The sequence below is a fragment of the Qipengyuania sp. RANM35 genome (assembly GCF_041021145.2).
Taxonomy (GTDB): Bacteria; Pseudomonadota; Alphaproteobacteria; order Sphingomonadales; family Sphingomonadaceae; genus Qipengyuania; species Qipengyuania soli.
In genome coordinates this window covers 183,615-201,732 of record NZ_CM196433.1, presented here as the reverse complement: position 1 = coordinate 201,732, position 18,118 = coordinate 183,615, and the positions used below count along the sequence as shown (strand labels likewise).

Below are 18,118 nucleotides of genomic sequence, written 5' to 3'. Positions count from 1 at the left end.
CGGCGACACTCGTGATTGCCGCAAGCCAAGTTACTCCCTAAGCCTTCCTGCCAATGAGCGGGCGCAAGATCGACATGGCCATCGTGGGGGGCGGACTGGCCGGGGGGCTAACCGCCCTCGCCGTGCACCGCACCTATCCCGACATGGCTATCGCAATCTTCGAAGCGGGTGACAGTTTCGGCGGCAACCACCGCTGGAGCTGGTTCAAGAACGATGTCGCCGACACCGCCAGGGGCCTGCTCGTCGGTTTCGACAAGACCGACTGGACGAGCGGTTACGACGTGCGTTTCCCCGCCCATTCGCGGAACCTGAAGGCGACCTACCGCTCGATGTCCAGCCGCGCCTTCGACGCATACCTGCGCCGCGAATTGCCTCAAGGTGCGATACAACTGGGCACGCGCGTCGCCGGACTGCGCGACGACGGGATTGTCCTCGAGAACGGACAGGGCATTGCCGCAGACAGGGTGGTCGACTGCCGCGACTTCGAACCCAGCCAGCATCTGCGCGGGGGCTGGCAGGTCTTCATGGGCCGCCACATCCGCACACCTGCCCCCCACGGGGTCGAGCGCCCGATCGTGATGGATGCGGACGTCGCACAGCACGATGCCTATCGCTTCGTCTATACGCTGCCTCTCTCGCCCGACGAACTCTTTGTCGAGGACACCTACTACGCCGATGCGCCGACGCTCGACCGCGAGGCGCTTTCCGCGCGGATCGATGCCTATTGCGAGAAGCAGGGCTGGAAGGGAGAGACGATCGGCGAGGAGACGGGTGTCCTGCCAGTGGTCACGGGAGGCAATTTCGCCGCCTTCCAGCGCGAACTTGGGATGCGCGGCGTCGTTCGTGCGGGTGCCCGCGCGGGCTTCGTCCATCCGTTGACAAGTTACACGCTGCCTTTCGCTGCCGCAAACGCGGTATTCATCGCGCAGAATGCCCGCCTTCCGGGAGCCGAACTCGCCGACCTCCTCGCGGAGCGCGCGAAGGAGCACTGGAAGGCGATGCGGTTCTATCGCGATCTCGGGCGCATGCTGTTCGACGGCGCGGTGCCGGACCAGCGCTACCTTATCTTCGAGCGGTTCTATCGCCTGCCGGAACCGCTGATCCAGCGGCTCTATTCGGGTCGGTCCACGTTCCGCGACAAGCTGCGCATATTGAGCGGCAAGCCTCCCATCCCGATTCATGCCGGTGTGCGCGCCTTGCTTGGCAAAGGCGCTCCGCTGCGCCAAGGGGGGAGCCGATGAACGCCGAAACGACGTCCCCGACCGCACCTTCGCCCGAACTTTCCGAAGTCCCTATGACGCGAGGCCGGACCGCCTGCGTGATCGGATCGGGCTTCGGTGGCCTTGCGCTCGCCATCCGCCTGCAGTCCGCCGGTATTGCCACGACGGTGGTCGAGGCGCGCGACAAGCCGGGTGGCCGGGCCTACTTCTGGGAAAAGGACGGCTTCACCTTCGATGCCGGGCCGACCGTCATCACCGATCCCGATTGTCTCAAGGAACTGTGGGCGCTGACCGGGCACAACATTGCCGAGGACGTCGACATCGTTCCCGTCATGCCGTTCTACCGCCTCAACTGGCCCGACGGGACGAACTTCGATTATTCGAACGACGAGGAGAAGCTGTTCTCCGAAATCGCCGCGCTCAACCCGGCCGATGTCGCCGGCTACCAGCGGTTCCTCGAATATTCCGAGGCGGTGTACGAGGAAGGCTACGTCAAGCTGGGGCATGTGCCGTTCCTCGACTTCAAGTCGATGCTGAAGGCCGCGCCAGCGCTCGCGAAACAGCAGGCCTGGCGCAGCGTCTATTCGATAGTTTCCAGCTTCGTCGACAACGAGAAGCTGCGCGAGGCGCTCTCCTTCCACACCCTCCTCGTCGGCGGCAACCCGATGAAGACGAGCAGCATCTACGCCCTCATCCACAAGCTGGAGAAGGACGGCGGCGTGTGGTGGGCCAAGGGCGGCACCAATCGCCTCGTCGCCGGCATGGTCCGCCATTTCGAGCGTATCGGCGGCACCGTGCGGCTGCACGACCCCGTCACCAAGGTGCACACGCTGGGCAAGACCGCGACCGAGGTGGAGACGCATTCGGGCTGGAAGCAGCGCTTCGACGCCGTCGCCAGCAATGCCGACATCATGCACAGCTACCGCGACCTGCTCGGCGAATCCAAGCGCGGCACGGACTACGCACACAGCCTCGCCAAGAAGAAGTTCTCGCCCAGCCTGTTCGTCGTCCACTTCGGGATCGAGGGAACCTGGCCGGGCATTCCGCACCACATGATCCTGTTCGGCCCGCGCTACAAAGGCCTGCTCGAGGACATCTACGACCACGGCGTGCTGCCGGCGGATTTCTCGATCTACCTCCATCACCCCAGCGTTACCGATCCGGGCATGGCGCCCGAGGGCAAGAGCACTTTCTATGCGCTCGTCCCCGTCGCCCACATGGGCAAGCTGGCGGTCGACTGGGCAGAGATGGGCCCGATCCTCGAAAAGCGTATCCTCGACGAGGTCGAGCGGCGCCTGATCCCGGGCCTTTCCGAACGCATCGTCACCAAGTTTCACTACGCACCGCGCGATTTCGCCATGGACCTCAACGCCCACATGGGCAGCGCCTTCAGCCTTGAACCGCTGCTGACCCAGAGCGCGTGGTTCCGCGGCCACAATCGCGACGACGTGATCGACAATTTCTACCTCGTGGGCGCAGGCACGCACCCGGGCGCGGGCATCCCCGGCGTCGTCGGCAGCGCCAAGGCGACCGCGGGGCTTATGATCGAGGACCTGCTTTCATGAACCGTCTCGCCGTATACTGCGGCTCCGCCAGCCCGGAGGATCCGCGATACATCCAGCTGGCCTACGACGTGGGCAAAGGTCTCGCCGAGCGCGGGATCGGGACCGTCTATGGCGGCGGCCGCCTTGGTCTGATGGGCGCGGTTGCGCGTGGCGCGCTGGAAGCCGGGGGCGAGGTCATCGGGGTAATCCCCGAAGCGCTCGCCAATTCGGAGGTCGCCAACCACGACTGCACCGAACTCTATACCGTCTCGGGCATGCACGAGCGCAAACAGCGCTTCACCGACCTTTCCGACGGCTTCGTCACCATCCCCGGCGGCGTCGGCACGATGGACGAGCTGTGGGAGGCGATGAGCTGGGCGCAGCTCGGCTATCATCAGAAGCCCGTCGGCCTGCTCAACGCCTTCGGTTTCTACGACCACCTCGTCGCCTTCAACCGCCACATGGCCGATGTCGGCTTCGTCCGCCCCGCGCACCAGGGCATATTGATCGCGGACGAGACGTTAACCGGATTGCTCGACAAGATGGCAGCATATGAGCCGCACACCCCGATCTTCCGCATGAAGGCCGAAGACCTCTGAGCAAACCGCGTCCCCTTACGACCAGCAAGATCCGCCACACCCCAGCCCGCGCCGGCGGCGGGCGGGAACGGCGCTATCTCGTCGAAAAGGCGCGGACCGCGATCGAGGAAGGTTCGCAGAGCTTTTCCGCCGCCTCTAAACTGTTCGACCGCGCTACGCGCGAACGGGCCTGGCTCCTCTACGCCTGGTGCCGCCGCTGCGACGATATTGCCGACAATCAGGACAAGGGCGGTCCGCTGGGCGACCAGGGTGACCTCAAGGACGCCGAGGACCGGGTGCAGGCCATCCGCGTGCTCACCCGCCGTGCGCTTGAGGAACAGCCGACCGCCGACCCGGCCTTCGACGGCTTCGGTCTGGTTGCCGACGAATGCGGACTGACCATGGACCTCGCCAACGACATGATCGGCGGCTTCGCGCTCGACGCCACCCGCTGGAAGCCGGCGAACGAGGCAGACATGCTGCGTTATTGTTACCATGTCGCGGGGTCCGTCGGGGTAATGATGGCGCAGGTCATGGGCGTGCCCGAGGATGACGGAGACACGCTCGACCGCGCCTGCGACCTCGGCCTGGCTTTCCAAATCGCCAATATCGCCCGCGACATCGTCGAGGACGCCGAGGCCGGACGCCGCTACCTGCCGATGACCTGGCTTGCCGAGAAGGGCTGGGCCGAGGGCGAACATGCTCTGCCCGAAAACCGCTTCGTGCTTGCCAGCCTCATGCCCCGCCTCATCGCGCTGATGGAAAAGCACGAGCAGGCCTCCAAGCTTGGCGCGGCGCGCCTGCGCTTCCGCCAGCGCTGGGCGGTCCTGTCCGCCGCGAACATATACGGCGCGATCGGCCGCAAGGTGCTGGGCCGCGGGCAGAAAGCATGGGACAAGCGGGTACGCGTCAATGGCCTCGAAAAGCTGTGGCACGTGACCAACGCCTTCTTCGAGGCGCTGATCAATCGCCCCACTCCGCTCGACGAACCGATCCTCTGGTCGCGCCACGATTTCCGCCCCGTCGCCGGGTGGTAGCTTGAAGAGGGCTTCCGCTACGGCTAGCGCGGGCGGGAAGTTTCAGGAGAGAGACGATGAAGGGATGGCTCGCCGCAATCGCGGCCACTGCGATGTGCCTGGGCACGCCCGCTTTGGCGCAGGACGACAGCAATTCCGCGATCCTGCACTCGGTCGACGAGTTCCTGCGCGGACTGAACGAGAAGGACCCCGCAGTGATCGGCGCCGTCTCGACCAAGGATGGCCTGCTCGCATCCCACCGGATGCGCGATGGCAAGGAAATCGTGCGTTTCCGCAGCTTCGCCGACGACCTCGCCACCATCAACGAGGGCGATGACACCTTCCGCGAGGTCTATTGGGACCCCACCGTGCTGGTGCGCGGCAACATCGCCGTCGTCTGGGCCGAATACAGCTTCGACTTGAATGGCAAGCGCAGCCACTGCGGCATCGACGTTTTCAACCTGATCAAGATCGAAGGCGCGTGGAAGGTCACCGGCATCCAGTACACCGTCGAACCCGACAATTGCCCCAAGGGACGCTGATTAGCTCACGATGATCCAGAAACTCCTCATCGCCAATCGCGGCGAGATCGCCTGCCGCATCATCCGCACTGCGCGCGAGATGGGTATCGCCACGGTGGCTGTCTATTCGGATGCCGACGCCAAGGCGCTGCACGTCCGCTCGGCGGACGAGGCAGTGCATATCGGCCCCTCGCCCGCGGCTGAGAGCTATCTCGTTGGCGCGAAGATCATTGCGGCTGCCAAGGCTACCGGAGCGGATGCGATCCACCCGGGATACGGCTTCCTGTCGGAGAACGCCGGCTTTGCGCAAGCGGTGATCGATGCGGGCCTGATCTGGGTCGGCCCCAAGCCATCGAGCATCGAGGCCATGGGCCTGAAGGACGCAGCCAAGAAGCTGATGCGTGCCGCCGGGGTGCCGGTGACGCCCGGCTACGAGGGCGAGGACCAGTCGGTCGAACGTCTGAAGCAGGAAGCCGACGCCATCGGCTATCCCGTGCTGATCAAGGCAGTCGCAGGCGGCGGCGGCAAGGGTATGCGCAAGGTCGATGATGCGGCGGATTTCGAGGCTGCGCTGGAAAGCTGCCGGCGCGAGGCGAAGGCCAGCTTTTCGAACGACGAGGTCCTGCTCGAAAAGTGGATCACCTCGCCCCGCCATATCGAGGTGCAGGTGTTCGGCGACAGCCACGGCAACGTCGTCCACCTGTTCGAACGCGACTGCTCGCTCCAGCGCCGCCACCAGAAGGTAATCGAGGAAGCCCCCGCCCCCGGCATGGACGAGGCCACCCGCGAGGACATCTGCGCCGCCGCTGTGCGCGCCGCGAAGGCGGTCGATTACGAAGGCGCGGGCACGATCGAATTCATCGCCGACGCCAGCGAAGGCCTGCGCGCCGACCGCATCTTCTTCATGGAAATGAACACCCGCCTGCAGGTCGAACACCCGGTGACCGAGGAAATCACCGGCGTGGACCTGGTCGAGTGGCAATTGCGTGTCGCGAGCGGCGAGCCGTTGCCGCTCAAGCAGGACGAGCTTTTCATCGACGGTCATGCGATTGAGGCGCGCCTTTATGCCGAAGACACGGTTGCGGGATTCCTGCCATCGACCGGTCGCCTCGAACATTTCGATCTCGGCGTTGAGGGCAGGATCGAAACCGGCGTGGAGGAAGGCGACATGATCTCGCCCTTCTACGATCCCATGGTGGCCAAGCTGGTCGTCTGGGGTGAGAACCGCAGCGATGCCATCGACCAGCTCGCCGAAATCGCCGAGGGAGTCGAAATCTGGCCGGTGAAGACCAATGCCGCCTTCATCGCCAATTGCCTGCGCGACGAGGACTTCGAAGACGCCAACCTCGACACCGGCTTCATCGCTGCCAAGCTCGACGATTTGGTCACTTCGGATGAGGCTGACGAGACGATCTGGCGGACCGCAGCCGATTTCGTCGTCCTGGCAGAGACCGAGGAATACGACCATCTCCCCATCGGGCTACGCCTCAATGCGCCCGGGGTGCTGACCACGACCCTTTCTCACAAGGGCGACACCCGCACCGTCTCGGCCGCGCGATCCGGCCTCGATGTTCCCGCAACCGGATTCGTAGATACTGCGCGGGTCGTGGTGTTCGCAGAAGGGCAGAGCTTCGTATTCGATCGCGGGGCACGCGGCGCTGGCGCGCACCACGCTCACGACGGCGACATCATCGCGCCCATGCCAGGCAAGGTCATCGCAGTCGATGTCACCGAAGGGCAGGCCGTCACTGCCGGACAGCGCCTGATGGTGCTCGAGGCGATGAAGATGGAGCACGCGCTTACCGCGCCGTTCGACGGGACAGTCACCGAACTTTCGGTCAGCGCCGGCAGCCAGGTGCAGGTCGAGGCCGTGCTGGCAGTTGTCGAGCCGAAAGAAGAATAGGGCTTCCCTTTCGCCGCGTCCCTTGCAAGCGTGCTGGCCTGAGGAGAGCGGGCACGCATGAGCTGGGAAAAGGAACTCGAGGAACTGCGCCATCGCGAGGCGCTGGCCGAGGCGATGGGCGGGCCGGACAAGGTTGCGCGCCAGCACGGGCGCGGCAAGATGGACGCCCGCGCGCGGCTCGCCGCCCTGGTCGATCCCGGCTCCTTCCGCGAGATCGGCAAGATCGCCGGCAAGGGCTCCTATGACGAGGACGGCAACCTTACCGGCGTCCTCCCTGCCCCGTTCCTGTTCGGCAAGGCCACCATCAACGGGCGGCCCGTGGTGGCTACCGCCGATGACTTCACCATTCGCGGCGGGGCGGCGGACGCGGGGATCGGCCGCAAGATGGAGCAGGCCGAAAAGATGGCGCACGAGCTGCGCCTGCCGATCATCCGGATGATCGACGGCACCGGCGGCGGCGGCTCGGTCAAGACGCTCGAGATGATCGGTTCGACCTACATCCCTGCGGTCCACATGTGGGGCGAGGTGGTGAAGAACCTCGACACCGTGCCCGTTGTGGCGCTCTCGCTCGGTCCCACCGCAGGCCTCGGCGCGGCACGGATCGCGGCGAGCCATTACTCGGTCATGGTCAAGGGCCTCTCTCAGATCTTCGCCGCCGGGCCCGCCGTGGTCGACGCGCTAGGCGATGCCTGGAAGGACGGCGGATCGGCGAACCACGAGGAGGCCAAGGAAGCGCTCGGCGGCAGCGGCATCCACACCCGCAACGGCGTGGTCGACGACGAAGTAGCGAGCGAGGCAGAGGCGTTTGCCCGTGCACGCCACTTCCTTTCCTTCATGCCCGAACACGTCGGCCAGCAGGCGCGTCGCATTGTCAGCGGCGATCCCGCGGACCGGCGCGAGGAAGCGCTGCTAAGCCTGATTCCGCGCGACGAGAAGCAGGTCTATTCGATGCGCCGGGCGATGGACCTGATCTTCGACAAAGGCACCGTGTTCGAGATCGGTCGCATGTGGGGCCGCGCCTGCATCACCGCCCTCGCCCGCCTCGACGGCTGGCCAGTTTTCGTCCTCGCCAACGACCCGAGCTACCTCGGCGGATCGTGGGATGCGAAGACCTCCGAGAAGGTCGAGCGGTTCGTGAAACTGGCCGACCTGTTCCGCCTGCCGATCGTGCATCTGGTTGATAATCCCGGCTTCATGATCGGGCGCGAGGCTGAGGTGGCGGGCACGATCCGCTACGGCGTGCAGGCGATGAACGCGGTCTACAAGGCCACCGTGCCGCTCGCCTCGATTGTCATGCGCCGCGCCTATGGCATCGCGGGCAGTGCGATGAGCAATGCCGATCTCTACCAGTACCGCTATTGCTGGCCCTCGGGCGACTGGGGCTCGCTCCCCATCGCAGGCGGGCTGGAGGTTGCCTACAAGTCGGAGATCGAGGCGGCCGTGGACCCGGCGGCCGAACTCGAGGCGATCCGGGCGCGACTAGACAAGGTCACTTCGCCCTTCCGCAGCGCCGAGCGCTTCAATGTCGAGGATATCATCGACCCGCGCGACACGCGGCTCTTGCTCTGCGAATTCGCCGACCTCGCCTGGCGCAGGCTGGCGAGCGACCTCTAGTCCTCGTCTTCGTCGTCGGGTTCAGGCGGCCCGAACAACTTCCCGCGCTCGGAATAGAGCACGAAGGCAAGGCTCGTCAGCGCCGCCAGCAGCAGCGCCGTCGCCAGCGGGCGGGCGCTTCCGTCATAGGCGTAGCCGACCGTGGCACCGAGCAGGGCACCCGTGGTCATGCGCAGGAAGCTCTGCGCGCTCGATGCAGCTCCGGCGATGTGCTTGAACGGCTGCATCGCGATCGAGCCGAAGTTCGCACCGATGAACCCAAGCAGGCTCATGTTGGCAGCCATCAGGGGCACGAAGGTCCACAGGTCCTCGTCCGGCTGGTGGGCGAAATAGTACTGCAGCCCTGCCACGCCGATGAACAGGAACAGCGCCGTGTGGCTCACGCGCCGCGCGCCGAAGCGCTCGACGATGCGGCTATTGGTCCAGTTGGCGATGGCCATGCAGCCCGCGCAGATGGCGAAGAGCAGCGGGAACATCTCGCCCGCGCCGAAGGCTTCGCCGATCAGCTGTTGCGAGGAATTGATAAAGCCGAACAGCGCCCCGAAGACGAGCGAACTCGCCAGCGTGTAGCCGATGGTCGCGCGCAACGAGACTGCGCTGAGCATGTTGCTGGCGATATGCGAGATCTCGATATCCTGCCGGTCTTCCTCGTGCAGGGTCTCGGGCAGGCGGAAATAGACCCATGCCGTCATTAAGGCGCCAAGCACGGCCATCGAAACGAATATCCAGCGCCAGTCCCCGAACAGCAGCAGGACGCCCTGTCCGATACTGGGCGCAACCGCAGGTACGAGCAGGAAGATGACGAAGATGAGGCTCATCAACCGCGCCATGCGGTCGCCGCCCACGCGGTCGCGAATGATGGCGGGCGGCAGAGCGATGATGCCCGCCGCGAAGAACCCCTGCAAAGCGCGCAGGAAGAGCAACTGGTCGAAACTCGTTACCGCTGCGCAGGCCAGCGACAGCGCGATGTAACAGCCCAGGGCCACGAATAGGACCGGACGACGACCGTAGCGGTCGGCGAATGCCCCCGGTATCAGCGTTCCTATGCCGCCGGCGAGGAGGTAGATGCCGACCACGAACTGGCGGTCGTTACCGGCAACGGCAAAGCTGTTCGCAAGGCTGTCGAGCGCAGGCAGGATGGCGTCGATGCCGAAGGCGTTGCACGCCATCAGCAGCGCCATCATCCAGATGAGCTCGCGCTCGCCGATCCGCCTCTTGGGGGCGGCGGCGATTACCGGCTGTTCGCCGTTGGCAAGGACTTCTCTTCGCATGCGCACAAAATGGCAGGTGACGGACAAGGTTCCGCTTTGCAACCCGTCGGCCTATCTTGGTTGCGATGAGTGACGCGAAAGACACGGATGAAGACGGCGAGGCGGGCGGCCTGCGCAAGGTCATCCATGTCGACATGGACGCTTTCTTCGCCAGCGTCGAACAGCGCGACAATCCCGAATTGAGGGGCAAGCCGGTTGCCGTGGGCGGTTCGGGCGGACGCGGCGTGGTGGCGGCGGCGAGCTACGAGGCGAGGAAGTTCGGCGTGCGCAGCGCCATGCCCTCGGTCACCGCCAAGAGGCTGTGTCCCGACCTCATCTTCGTCCGCCACCGCTTCGATGCCTACAAGGAAGCGAGCCGGCAAATCCGGGCGATCTTCCACCATCACACCGACCTCGTCGAACCACTGAGCCTCGACGAGGCGTATCTCGACGTTACCGAAGACAAGCTCGGCATCGGCAGCGCGACACGCATTGCCGAACTGATCCGGCAGGAAATCCGCGCCAAGACGAAACTGACCGCCAGCGCCGGAGTGAGCTACAACAAGTTCCTCGCCAAGATCGCCAGCGACCAGAACAAGCCTGACGGGATGTGCGTCGTCCGCCCGGGCGAAGGCGCGCAATTCGTCGCAAAGCTACCCATTCGCCGGTTCCACGGCGTCGGACCCAAGGGCGCGGAGAAGATGGCGCGGCTCGGGATCGAGACCGGAGGCGACCTGGCGCTCAAGGACATCGAGTGGCTGCGTGCGAACTTCGGTAGCTTCGCCGACTACCTTTATCGCGCCGCGCGGGGCATCGACCTGAGGCCGGTGCGCTCAAGCCGCATCCGCAAGTCGGTCGGCGGGGAGCGGACCTTCAACCGCGACCTGTCATCGGGCAGCGAACTGCGCGAGACGATGGAGGACATCATCGACATCGTGTGGGGTTATATCGAGCGCGCCGAGGCCAAGGGGCGGACGGTGACGCTGAAGATGAAATACACCGACTTCCAGATCTTCAGCCGGGCGAAGACCGTCGACCGGCCAATCGAAACGAAGGCCGAGTTCGCCGCCATCGGACGGAACTTGCTGGAGGAGGTCCTGCCGCTACCCATGCCGATCAGGCTGATGGGGCTCACCCTGTCGAAACTCGAGGGTGACGGCGAAGCCGAGCAGTCGCGCCCGGATGCCCAGTTGAGCCTGCTCTAGCTCTTGCGCGCCTGCCACAATTGCAGTCGGGCCTTGGTGCGCGGGCTCAGCGGTTCGGGCAGCGAATGGGTCGGGAAAAACCGGGCCTCGACAATCTCGCGGCCATCGGCCTTCGGCATGGTGTTCACCACGCCTTCGAAGATGTGCGCCCGGTGCGGAGCGCCCGACAATTCCTCCTCGATGATGCCGACGAGCTTGAGCCCTTCGATCGGGCAGTTGGCCTCTTCGCGCAATTCGCGCCGGGCTGCATCCTCCGGCGTCTCCTTCCGCCCGATTCCGCCGCCCGGGAAGTACCAGCCCTGCGGCCCGTAGCTATGCCGGACCAACAGGATCTGGCCGTCGAAGTCGCGTCCGATCACCGAAACGCCCTCGCCAGTGACGCCGGTCGCCTTGCGCCAATGATGGCGCAGGCGATGGCCGACGGTGAGGGCAAGCCGATGGAGCGGCTTCGGGATCAGGTGAAGCATGTCACCTTTTGTCTAGCTGCACCGAGCAGCCGCGCAACCGGAAGATCGCTTTGTCCCCCAATGGCTTGGTCGAGAACGGCGCGTTTCTCCTCGCCGCGGATGACGAAGACCAGCTGGTCGCTTGCCAGCAGCGAAGGAATGGTCAGGCTGATGCGGTCGAAGGGCGCCTCGGGCGGCAGCGGGTCCGGCGTGAGCCGCACCACTTGCTGCGGTTCGTCCACCTGCGGATCGGTATTGGGGAACAGCGAGGCAATATGCCCGTCGGCGCCCATGCCCAGCCACGCCAGCGTGAAGTGCGGCACGGCTTCCATCTCGGACAGAGTGACTACTTCGGCTCCCGCAGGTTCGAACAGGTCGCGCAGCTTGCCGGTGTTGGATGCGGGATGGTCCTCCGGCACGACGCGGTCGTCGCCCGGCCAGACGACAAGACGCGTCCAGTCGAGATCGTGGTCGAGCAGCGCCTCCATTATCGGGAACGGAGTCGACCCGCCGGGGACAGTGATGGTCACCGGCCCGTCGCCCGCGTTGAGCGCATCGGCAATCTGCACGGCCAGCCAGTCGGCAATCGCCGAGTCGCTCGCGCTTTCGATAATTTCCACCTGAGCCATCCGCTCTCCATACACCAAGGCCGCCCACGCCCAATGGCGAAGGCGGCCCGATGCGCGTGCGAATAGCTATTCGCTTACTTGGCGGTCTGGCGGAGGAACCAGATGCGCTCCTCGCAGGCGTCGATCCATTCGTCGACAAGTGCGCTGGTGGCGTTGTCGTTCGCCGCTTCGGCTGCGTCCTTGAGCGTTTCGAGCCGTTCGTGCAGCGTTTCGTTGTCGCCCTTGAGTTCGGTGACCATCTTGTCCGGGCCGATCGAGGTCGAATCCTGGTCCTTGATCTTGGTGTGCTTGGCAATCGAACCGATCGAGGTCAGCGTGTCGCCGTCCTGCTTGCGCGCGCGCTCCGCAATGATGTCCACCGTGCCGAACAGCTGTTGTGCCTGCTCGTCGAACATGAGGTGAAGGTCGCGGAAACGCGGGCCCGCGACGTGCCAGTGGAAGTTCTTGGTCTTGATGTAGAGGGCGTAGGTATCCGCGAGCACCCCGTTGAGTGCCGCGATAAGTTCCTTCTTCGAATTGTCGCCAGCCTTGGCCATGGTCCCAACCTTTCGTGGATTTCGTGTTCGAACATCCAACGCAGGAAGGGCTGAACGGGTTTCCCGATTTCAACCGGTCAAGGTAATCGGTTTACCCGATGATGCCGCGGGCCGAAAGCGCAGTCGATACGGCGACGAGGAAGAGGAAGATGGCGACGAAATGCCTGATGGTGCGGAGCGGCAACCGGTCGAGACCGTCCCTTCCGAGCGTCCAGCCGATCGCGACGATGGCCATACCGCCGACAGCGCCTCCGAATGCGGCCATCTCGGGCGAGGCATAGGCCGCCGCAACGGCGAGGACGAGGAACCGCGCTGCATCGGTGAGCTGGCGCGCGAACAGGACGATGCCGATGGCGCCCAGCGACCGCGTCGGCTCGTCGGGCGAGATCAGCCGGCGCGGGAGCGCACACTCGATGGCGGCGACCAGCATGGCAATTGCGACGAACATGGTCGAAGCGTCGTTCGACATGGTCGAGCCGATCAGCGCTCCGCACCATGCCGCGATCAAGGCAGTGGCCAGTGCCGTGCCCAACCCCGTCACCAACAGTCCTCCGGATTGACCCAGGCGGTCGCGCAATGTGCCGACGAGCATCTGGTCGCGCGCACCGAAACCGGCGGCAAAGGTGGCAAGAAGGGCGAAAAGAAATGCTGTCACGGTTCTGCGACGGCTCCACTGGCTATGGCTCTCGGCATGCGATAGCAGTTTCGCACGAGAGACAAAGAGCTGGGAGAGAGAGCATGGAACTGAAGGCAGGCATGGCAGCGGTGGTGACAGGCGGCGCATCGGGCCTCGGGAAAGCAAGCGCGCAGGCATTGGCGGATGCGGGCCTCAAGGTGACGATCTTCGACGTCAACGAAGAAGCGGGCGAAGCTCATGCCGCAGCCATCGGCGGCACCTTCGCACGCGTCGACATCACCGACGAGGATTCGGTCGTTGCCGGGTTCGAAAAGGCCCGTGCCGCTCATGGCCAGGAACGCGTAACCGTCCACTGCGCGATGACCAGCCGCCGCGGCAAGACGCTGGGCTGGGACAAGGAAACAGGGAGCTACAAACGCCTCGCCACCGAGGACTATGCCTTCGGGGCTGAAGGCATCCTCGTATCTTCCTATCGCATCGCCAGCCATTCGGCGCTGGGCATGGCCAATTCCGAGCCGCTCAACGAGGATGGCGAGCGCGGCTGCATTACGCTGACCGCCAGCGTCGCGGCGCAGGACGGACAGATCGGGCAGGTCATCTACGGCAGCTGCAAGGCGGGCGTGAACGGCCTCGTCCTGCCGATGGCCCGAGACCTGATGGATGTCGGCATCCGCGTGAACTCGGTCATGCCGGGCATCTTCGCGACTCCGCTGATGCTGGGCATGAAGGACCGCAATCCGGCAATGTGGGCGCAGCTCAACGCCTCGGTGCCTTTCCCCAAGCGCCTTGGCCATCCTGAGGAGTTTGCCTCGCTGATCGTCGAGATCGCCCGCAACACCTATATCAACGGTCACCAGTTCCGCCTCGACGGCGGGATCCGCATGCCGCCGAAATAGGCTAGCGCAGCAGCGGCAGACCCTTGCGGATTGCCGCCACGAGTTCGAGCGGAGTGTCGACTAGGACGTGGTGATGCGCGTCCTCTATGACCGTCGAGAACCGGCAGTCTGGTAGCAGGGCCTGCAGCTCTTCCAGCCTGCCTTCGGGGAATAGGGCAGACTTTTCGCCGATGATGATGCCCATCGGCACTCCAACCCTGATACCGAAGGCGCCAGGCGTGAACTTCTTCCAGAAACGGGGATCGAAGCGCCAGGTCCATCCGCCCGGATCGTCTGCCGATGCGGGAACCTGGTGAAGGGCGTTGCGCGCCATCCAGTCGATGATCTCGGGCATGCCGCTGTCCTGCTCTGGCAGGAAACGGAACCGACGCAGCGCTGCTTCCAGCGTCGGATAGCGCGGGTTGCGCTCGCGTCCCTGTGCAAGACGGGGTGGCGGCCCCTGCCCGGGCTTGGGGGGCGCTGAATCGACAAGGATCGCGCCAGCTATCGCATGCGGGTGAAATGCGCCGATATTCAGCGTGGGAAAGCCGCCGAAGGAGTGGGCGACGATAACCGGCGGCTCACCCGATGCTGCGAGCCCCGCGACCTCGATCGCCGTCATCGCTTCCTTGGCGAAGGTCGGGATCGCATAGGCCTCGCGCCAGTCGGAGCGCCCCATGCCCGACCACGAGATCGCCGCACAGCGAAAGTCGTCGGCAAAGAGGGGCGCAATGAAGCTCCACCAGTCGGCATGGGCGGCATTGCCGTGAAGGAACAACAGTCCGGGTTTACCCGCTTCGCCCCATGTCAGGAGCTCGATTTGCGCGCCGTCGACTTCGAAATGCGACCGGTCCGGAGCAATTGCGAGCGCTTCGGTGAACCACTCCGCCGCCGGGGGTTTTGCACCGTTAAAGCGCCCGAGCAGGCTGCCGTCGTCGCCGGACTGTTGCGAAACGATGCGGTCCAAGCCTGCCCCCAAGCCTATCGAGCAGAAAGATCGTGGCGGCTCAAATGCACCAATCGGCCGGCTTGGTATGCGCGGCCTTGCCATCGAACTTGTCGCGGCCATGGATCATGCGCTTGGACAAATCGTGGACCGTGCGGCTGCCGTTGCCCTTGAACCAAAAAGGGAAAATCCCGTGCACGAAACAGGCAAGGCTCCCCACGAACATCCGCGAGCCGAAACTGAAGGCGCTCGACATATGCTCGCCATAGCTTTCGCCGACTGAGTTGGGATGGTCCGTAAAGATCGACATGGTCGCTCCAAGCAGTTGCTGGGGCCACCCTATAATGCACCTGTGATGATGGGAAGGGCGGCTGGAGCGGGTAGCGGGAATCGAACCCGCGCGTTCAGCATGGGAAGCTGACAGGCTACCATTACATCATACCCGCCTGTGCGCGGCGCTTTGCCGCAGGTGTCCGCCCCGGTCAACGTCGTTGTGGCCCGCGCCGTCGCGCTCCTCCCTTGCTTGTGGCGCACACATCTCTAGATGGGCCGCAAGAGGAGATTCCCATGCGTCAGGTAGACCATTTCATCGTCGGCGGAACCGGCGGAACCGCAAGCCGCACCCACAAGATCTGGAACCCGTCGACGGGTGAAATCCAGGCCGAGGTCGCCCTTGGCGACGCGGCGCTGCTGCAGCGCGCGGTCGACGCAGCGAAGAAGGTCCAGCCCGAATGGGCCGCGACCAACCCGCAGAAGCGCGCGCGCGTGATGTTCGAATTCAAGCGCCTCGTCGAAGCGCACAAGCAGGAACTGGCCGAACTTCTGTCGAGCGAGCACGGCAAGGTGGTCGACGACGCTCACGGCGATATCCAGCGCGGGCTCGAGGTGATCGAGTTCGCTTGCGGCATCCCGCAGGCGCTGAAGGGCGAATATACGCAGGGTGCAGGGCCCGGCATCGACGTCTATTCGATGCGCCAGCCGCTCGGCATCGGCGCGGGCATCACTCCGTTCAACTTCCCTGCGATGATCCCGATGTGGATGTTCGGCATGGCGATCGCGGCGGGCAACGCCTTCATCCTCAAGCCTTCCGAACGCGATCCGAGCGTGCCGGTGCGCCTCGCAGAACTCTTCATCGAGGCTGGCGCTCCGGAAGGCCTGCTGCAGGTCGTCCACGGCGACAAGGAAATGGTCGACGCGATCCTCGACCATCCCGACATTCCGGCGATCAGCTTCGTCGGGTCCTCCGACATTGCGCAGTACATCTACTCGCGCGGCTCGGCGAACGCGAAGCGCGTGCAGGCTTTCGGTGGCGCCAAGAACCACGGCATCGTGATGCCCGACGCGGATCTCGACCAGGTGGTCAACGACCTCGCCGGAGCCGCCTTCGGCTCGGCGGGCGAGCGCTGCATGGCGCTGCCTGTCGTCGTGCCGGTGGGCGAGGACACGGCCGACCGCCTGCGCGAAAAGCTGATCCCTGCGATCAATGGCCTGCGCGTCGGCGTCTCGACCGACAAGGATGCTCATTACGGCCCGGTCGTGACGCCCGAGCACAAGGCCCGCGTCGAAGGCTGGATCGACACCGCCGAGAAGGAAGGTGCCGAAGTCGTCATCGACGGTCGCGGCTTCACCTTGCAGGGCTACGAGAAGGGCTTCTTCGTCGGCCCGACGCTGCTCGACCGCGTCACCACCGACATGGACAGCTACAAGGAAGAGATCTTCGGCCCCGTGCTCCAGATCGTCCGCGCAAAGGACTTCGAAGAGGCCGTCCGCCTGCCGAGCCAGCACCAGTACGGCAATGGCGTCGCGATCTTCACCCGCAATGGCCACGCCGCGCGCGAATTCGCGAGCCGCGTGAACGTAGGCATGGTCGGCATCAACGTCCCCATCCCGGTGCCGGTCAGCTACCACAGCTTCGGCGGGTGGAAGCGTTCGGGCTTCGGCGACATCGACCAGTACGGCATGGAAGGCCTGCGTTTCTGGACCAAGACCAAGAAGGTCACCCAGCGCTGGCCCGACGGCGGCGGCGACGGCTCGAACGCTTTCGTCATCCCGACAATGGGTTGATCTTTCAGGGATAGTTTCCTCAACCCGGGCGTTGGAGGCTTCATGAACCATGCAGCCCTCCTTCGCCCGCTCCTTCCCGTATTGTTCCTGACCATGGCGGCATGTTCGCCGGGACCGGATGCATCGGGAGCAGATGAGCCTGCTGGCGCAGCCGGCTCTGGCGAAGCGAAGGCTTCCGCGCAGACGTCACCAACTTCCTCGCCAACCCCTGTCACGGCAGAGGAAATTCCCTCAGCCTTCCTGGGCGTGTGGGATCACGACAAGGGTAGTTGCGACGTGCCGTCCGACATGCGGCTGGAGATCGCGCCCAAGTCCATCCGATTCTATGAGTCGCGGGGCGAGGTCACGCGCATCGAGGTAGACAGCGCGGACAGCATCGTCGTCTCGCTGGCCATGGAGGGCGAGGGAGAGAAGTGGCAGATGGCTCGCAAGCTCGATCTTTCCGACGATGGTAATACACTCACCGAGTCCTCGGTAGACGAGGACCGGATAGACCCGATAAAGCTGATGCGTTGCGACAACTGAGGAGAATGCCCATGCGTTCGATTGCCCTGATCGCCATCGCCCTGCCCCTTGCAGCGTGCGCGGCCTACGAGGAGCCGGCCAGCACTCCGGCGGCAGAACCGACATATACTTGCGATGCGGCCGCAGTTCAGGGGCATATCGGCCATACCGCCAGCGCCGACATGGGTGCTGCGATCCAGCAGCAGAGTGGCGCTCGCACCCTGCGGTGGGGTCCGTCGGATTCGGCCTGGACCATGGACTATCGCCCGGACCGAGTGAACGTGCGTTACGATAACGCGATGAAAATCACCGAGATCACTTGCGGCTAGCCGTACTGGTTTCGATCACGGGGCTCATGTCGGTGGCGGCATGTGCCCCTCGCTATTCGAGCCTCACCGAGCGTGCAGCCGCCGAGGGCGCCTGTGATGCGAAACCGGCACAGGTCCATGTCGGCCGGCAAGCCTCGCAGGAGATTGCCCAGAGCATCCAGGACGTGACGCGCGCCCGCATATTCGAATGGATCGAGCCCGACATGATTGTGACCACGGCATTCAGCCCGTGGCGGGTCCGCGTTACCCTGAACGGGGAAGGCCGTATCACCGCGATTACCTGCGGCTGACGCCTTCCATC

At 64.7% G+C, this 18,118-nt stretch carries 20 protein-coding genes and 1 tRNA gene; 13 read left to right on the top strand and 8 right to left on the bottom strand.

Annotated features, from left to right (window positions below; translation table 11 throughout):
• Positions 1-53: 53 nt before the first annotated feature.
• The 7 genes from crtY to RAM60_RS01005 are packed head-to-tail and all read left to right on the top strand — an operon-like array spanning position 54 to position 8,396.
• Positions 54-1,241 carry a lycopene beta-cyclase CrtY gene (gene crtY, locus RAM60_RS01035; protein ID WP_369025944.1) on the top strand — a complete coding sequence of 396 codons (1,188 nt, stop codon included), beginning with the start codon at positions 54-56 and terminating at the stop codon, positions 1,239-1,241.
• Positions 1,242-1,294: 53 nt separating this feature from the next.
• Positions 1,295-2,785, top strand: coding sequence for a phytoene desaturase (locus RAM60_RS01030; RefSeq protein WP_369026163.1), 1,491 nt, complete (start codon positions 1,295-1,297; stop codon positions 2,783-2,785).
• The gene (locus RAM60_RS01025; protein WP_200982347.1) at positions 2,782-3,363 is read left to right on the top strand and encodes an LOG family protein; all 582 of its coding nucleotides are present in this window, start codon (positions 2,782-2,784) and stop codon (positions 3,361-3,363) included. The genes RAM60_RS01030 and RAM60_RS01025 overlap by 4 nt, the downstream gene beginning before the upstream one ends.
• Positions 3,360-4,379 carry a phytoene/squalene synthase family protein gene (locus RAM60_RS01020; protein ID WP_510640398.1) on the top strand — a complete coding sequence of 340 codons (1,020 nt, stop codon included), beginning with the start codon at positions 3,360-3,362 and terminating at the stop codon, positions 4,377-4,379. The genes RAM60_RS01025 and RAM60_RS01020 overlap by 4 nt, the downstream gene beginning before the upstream one ends.
• 56 nt (positions 4,380-4,435) lie before the next feature.
• Positions 4,436-4,900, top strand: coding sequence for a hypothetical protein (locus RAM60_RS01015; protein ID WP_369025945.1), 465 nt, complete (start codon positions 4,436-4,438; stop codon positions 4,898-4,900).
• Positions 4,901-4,910: 10 nt separating this feature from the next.
• The gene (locus tag RAM60_RS01010) at positions 4,911-6,782 is read left to right on the top strand and encodes an acetyl/propionyl/methylcrotonyl-CoA carboxylase subunit alpha (RefSeq protein ID WP_369025946.1); all 1,872 of its coding nucleotides are present in this window, start codon (positions 4,911-4,913) and stop codon (positions 6,780-6,782) included.
• A gap of 57 nt (positions 6,783-6,839) precedes the next feature.
• Positions 6,840-8,396 (top strand): acyl-CoA carboxylase subunit beta, encoded by a 1,557-nt coding sequence (locus RAM60_RS01005; protein ID WP_369025947.1) that lies wholly within the window; start codon positions 6,840-6,842, stop codon positions 8,394-8,396.
• Here the strand turns inward: RAM60_RS01005 and RAM60_RS01000 are convergent.
• Positions 8,393-9,667, bottom strand: a complete 1,275-nt coding sequence (locus tag RAM60_RS01000) for a multidrug effflux MFS transporter (RefSeq protein ID WP_369025948.1) — start codon at positions 9,665-9,667, stop codon at positions 8,393-8,395. The two genes, RAM60_RS01005 and RAM60_RS01000, sit on opposite strands and share 4 nt — an antisense overlap.
• Positions 9,668-9,732: 65 nt before the next feature.
• On the opposite strand from RAM60_RS01000, the gene dinB reads away from it, so the two are divergent.
• Complete coding sequence (gene dinB / locus RAM60_RS00995) at positions 9,733-10,851, top strand: DNA polymerase IV (RefSeq protein ID WP_369025949.1); 1,119 nt, start codon at positions 9,733-9,735, stop codon at positions 10,849-10,851.
• Here the strand turns inward: dinB and RAM60_RS00990 are convergent.
• The 4 genes from RAM60_RS00990 to RAM60_RS00975 all read right to left on the bottom strand — a co-directional run bounded on the left by RAM60_RS00990 (position 10,848) and on the right by RAM60_RS00975 (position 13,117).
• A complete protein-coding gene (locus RAM60_RS00990) occupies positions 10,848-11,318 on the bottom strand; it encodes an NUDIX domain-containing protein (protein WP_369025950.1) in 471 nt (156 codons plus the stop codon). The two genes, dinB and RAM60_RS00990, sit on opposite strands and share 4 nt — an antisense overlap.
• The gene (locus RAM60_RS00985) at positions 11,306-11,926 is read right to left on the bottom strand and encodes a 6-phosphogluconolactonase (RefSeq protein ID WP_369025951.1); all 621 of its coding nucleotides are present in this window, start codon (positions 11,924-11,926) and stop codon (positions 11,306-11,308) included. Before RAM60_RS00985 ends, RAM60_RS00990 begins: the two co-directional genes overlap by 13 nt.
• Positions 11,927-12,000: 74 nt before the next feature.
• The gene (locus tag RAM60_RS00980; protein ID WP_200982331.1) at positions 12,001-12,462 is read right to left on the bottom strand and encodes a Dps family protein; all 462 of its coding nucleotides are present in this window, start codon (positions 12,460-12,462) and stop codon (positions 12,001-12,003) included.
• A gap of 91 nt (positions 12,463-12,553) precedes the next feature.
• Entirely contained in the window at positions 12,554-13,117 is a 564-nt protein-coding gene (locus tag RAM60_RS00975; protein ID WP_369025952.1) for a hypothetical protein, read from the bottom strand.
• Between the two features lie 83 nt (positions 13,118-13,200).
• Here RAM60_RS00975 and RAM60_RS00970 point away from each other — a divergent pair, with 83 nt between their 5' ends.
• Positions 13,201-13,995, top strand: coding sequence for an SDR family oxidoreductase (locus RAM60_RS00970; RefSeq protein ID WP_369025953.1), 795 nt, complete (start codon positions 13,201-13,203; stop codon positions 13,993-13,995).
• 1 nt (position 13,996) lies between these two features.
• Here RAM60_RS00970 and RAM60_RS00965 read toward each other — a convergent pair whose 3' ends face one another.
• The 3 genes from RAM60_RS00965 to RAM60_RS00955 form a co-directional block, all read right to left on the bottom strand.
• Complete coding sequence (locus tag RAM60_RS00965; protein WP_369025954.1) at positions 13,997-14,941, bottom strand: alpha/beta fold hydrolase; 945 nt, start codon at positions 14,939-14,941, stop codon at positions 13,997-13,999.
• 40 nt (positions 14,942-14,981) lie between these two features.
• Positions 14,982-15,230, bottom strand: a complete 249-nt coding sequence (locus RAM60_RS00960; protein WP_200982323.1) for a DUF6356 family protein — start codon at positions 15,228-15,230, stop codon at positions 14,982-14,984.
• A gap of 62 nt (positions 15,231-15,292) precedes the next feature.
• Positions 15,293-15,366 (bottom strand) — tRNA-Gly (locus tag RAM60_RS00955).
• 121 nt (positions 15,367-15,487) lie between these two features.
• On the opposite strand from RAM60_RS00955, the gene RAM60_RS00950 reads away from it, so the two are divergent.
• Genes RAM60_RS00950 through RAM60_RS00935 form a run of 4 tightly spaced genes read left to right on the top strand, consistent with a single transcriptional unit; the run spans position 15,488 to position 18,107 of the window.
• The gene (locus tag RAM60_RS00950; protein ID WP_369025955.1) at positions 15,488-16,984 is read left to right on the top strand and encodes a CoA-acylating methylmalonate-semialdehyde dehydrogenase; all 1,497 of its coding nucleotides are present in this window, start codon (positions 15,488-15,490) and stop codon (positions 16,982-16,984) included.
• A 42-nt stretch (positions 16,985-17,026) separates the two neighbouring features.
• The gene (locus RAM60_RS00945; RefSeq protein WP_369025956.1) at positions 17,027-17,509 is read left to right on the top strand and encodes a hypothetical protein; all 483 of its coding nucleotides are present in this window, start codon (positions 17,027-17,029) and stop codon (positions 17,507-17,509) included.
• Positions 17,510-17,520: 11 nt separating this feature from the next.
• Positions 17,521-17,817 carry an I78 family peptidase inhibitor gene (locus tag RAM60_RS00940; RefSeq protein ID WP_369025957.1) on the top strand — a complete coding sequence of 99 codons (297 nt, stop codon included), beginning with the start codon at positions 17,521-17,523 and terminating at the stop codon, positions 17,815-17,817.
• Positions 17,808-18,107 carry an I78 family peptidase inhibitor gene (locus RAM60_RS00935; RefSeq protein ID WP_510640020.1) on the top strand — a complete coding sequence of 100 codons (300 nt, stop codon included), beginning with the start codon at positions 17,808-17,810 and terminating at the stop codon, positions 18,105-18,107. Before RAM60_RS00940 ends, RAM60_RS00935 begins: the two co-directional genes overlap by 10 nt.
• The last annotated feature ends 11 nt before the right edge of the window (positions 18,108-18,118 follow it).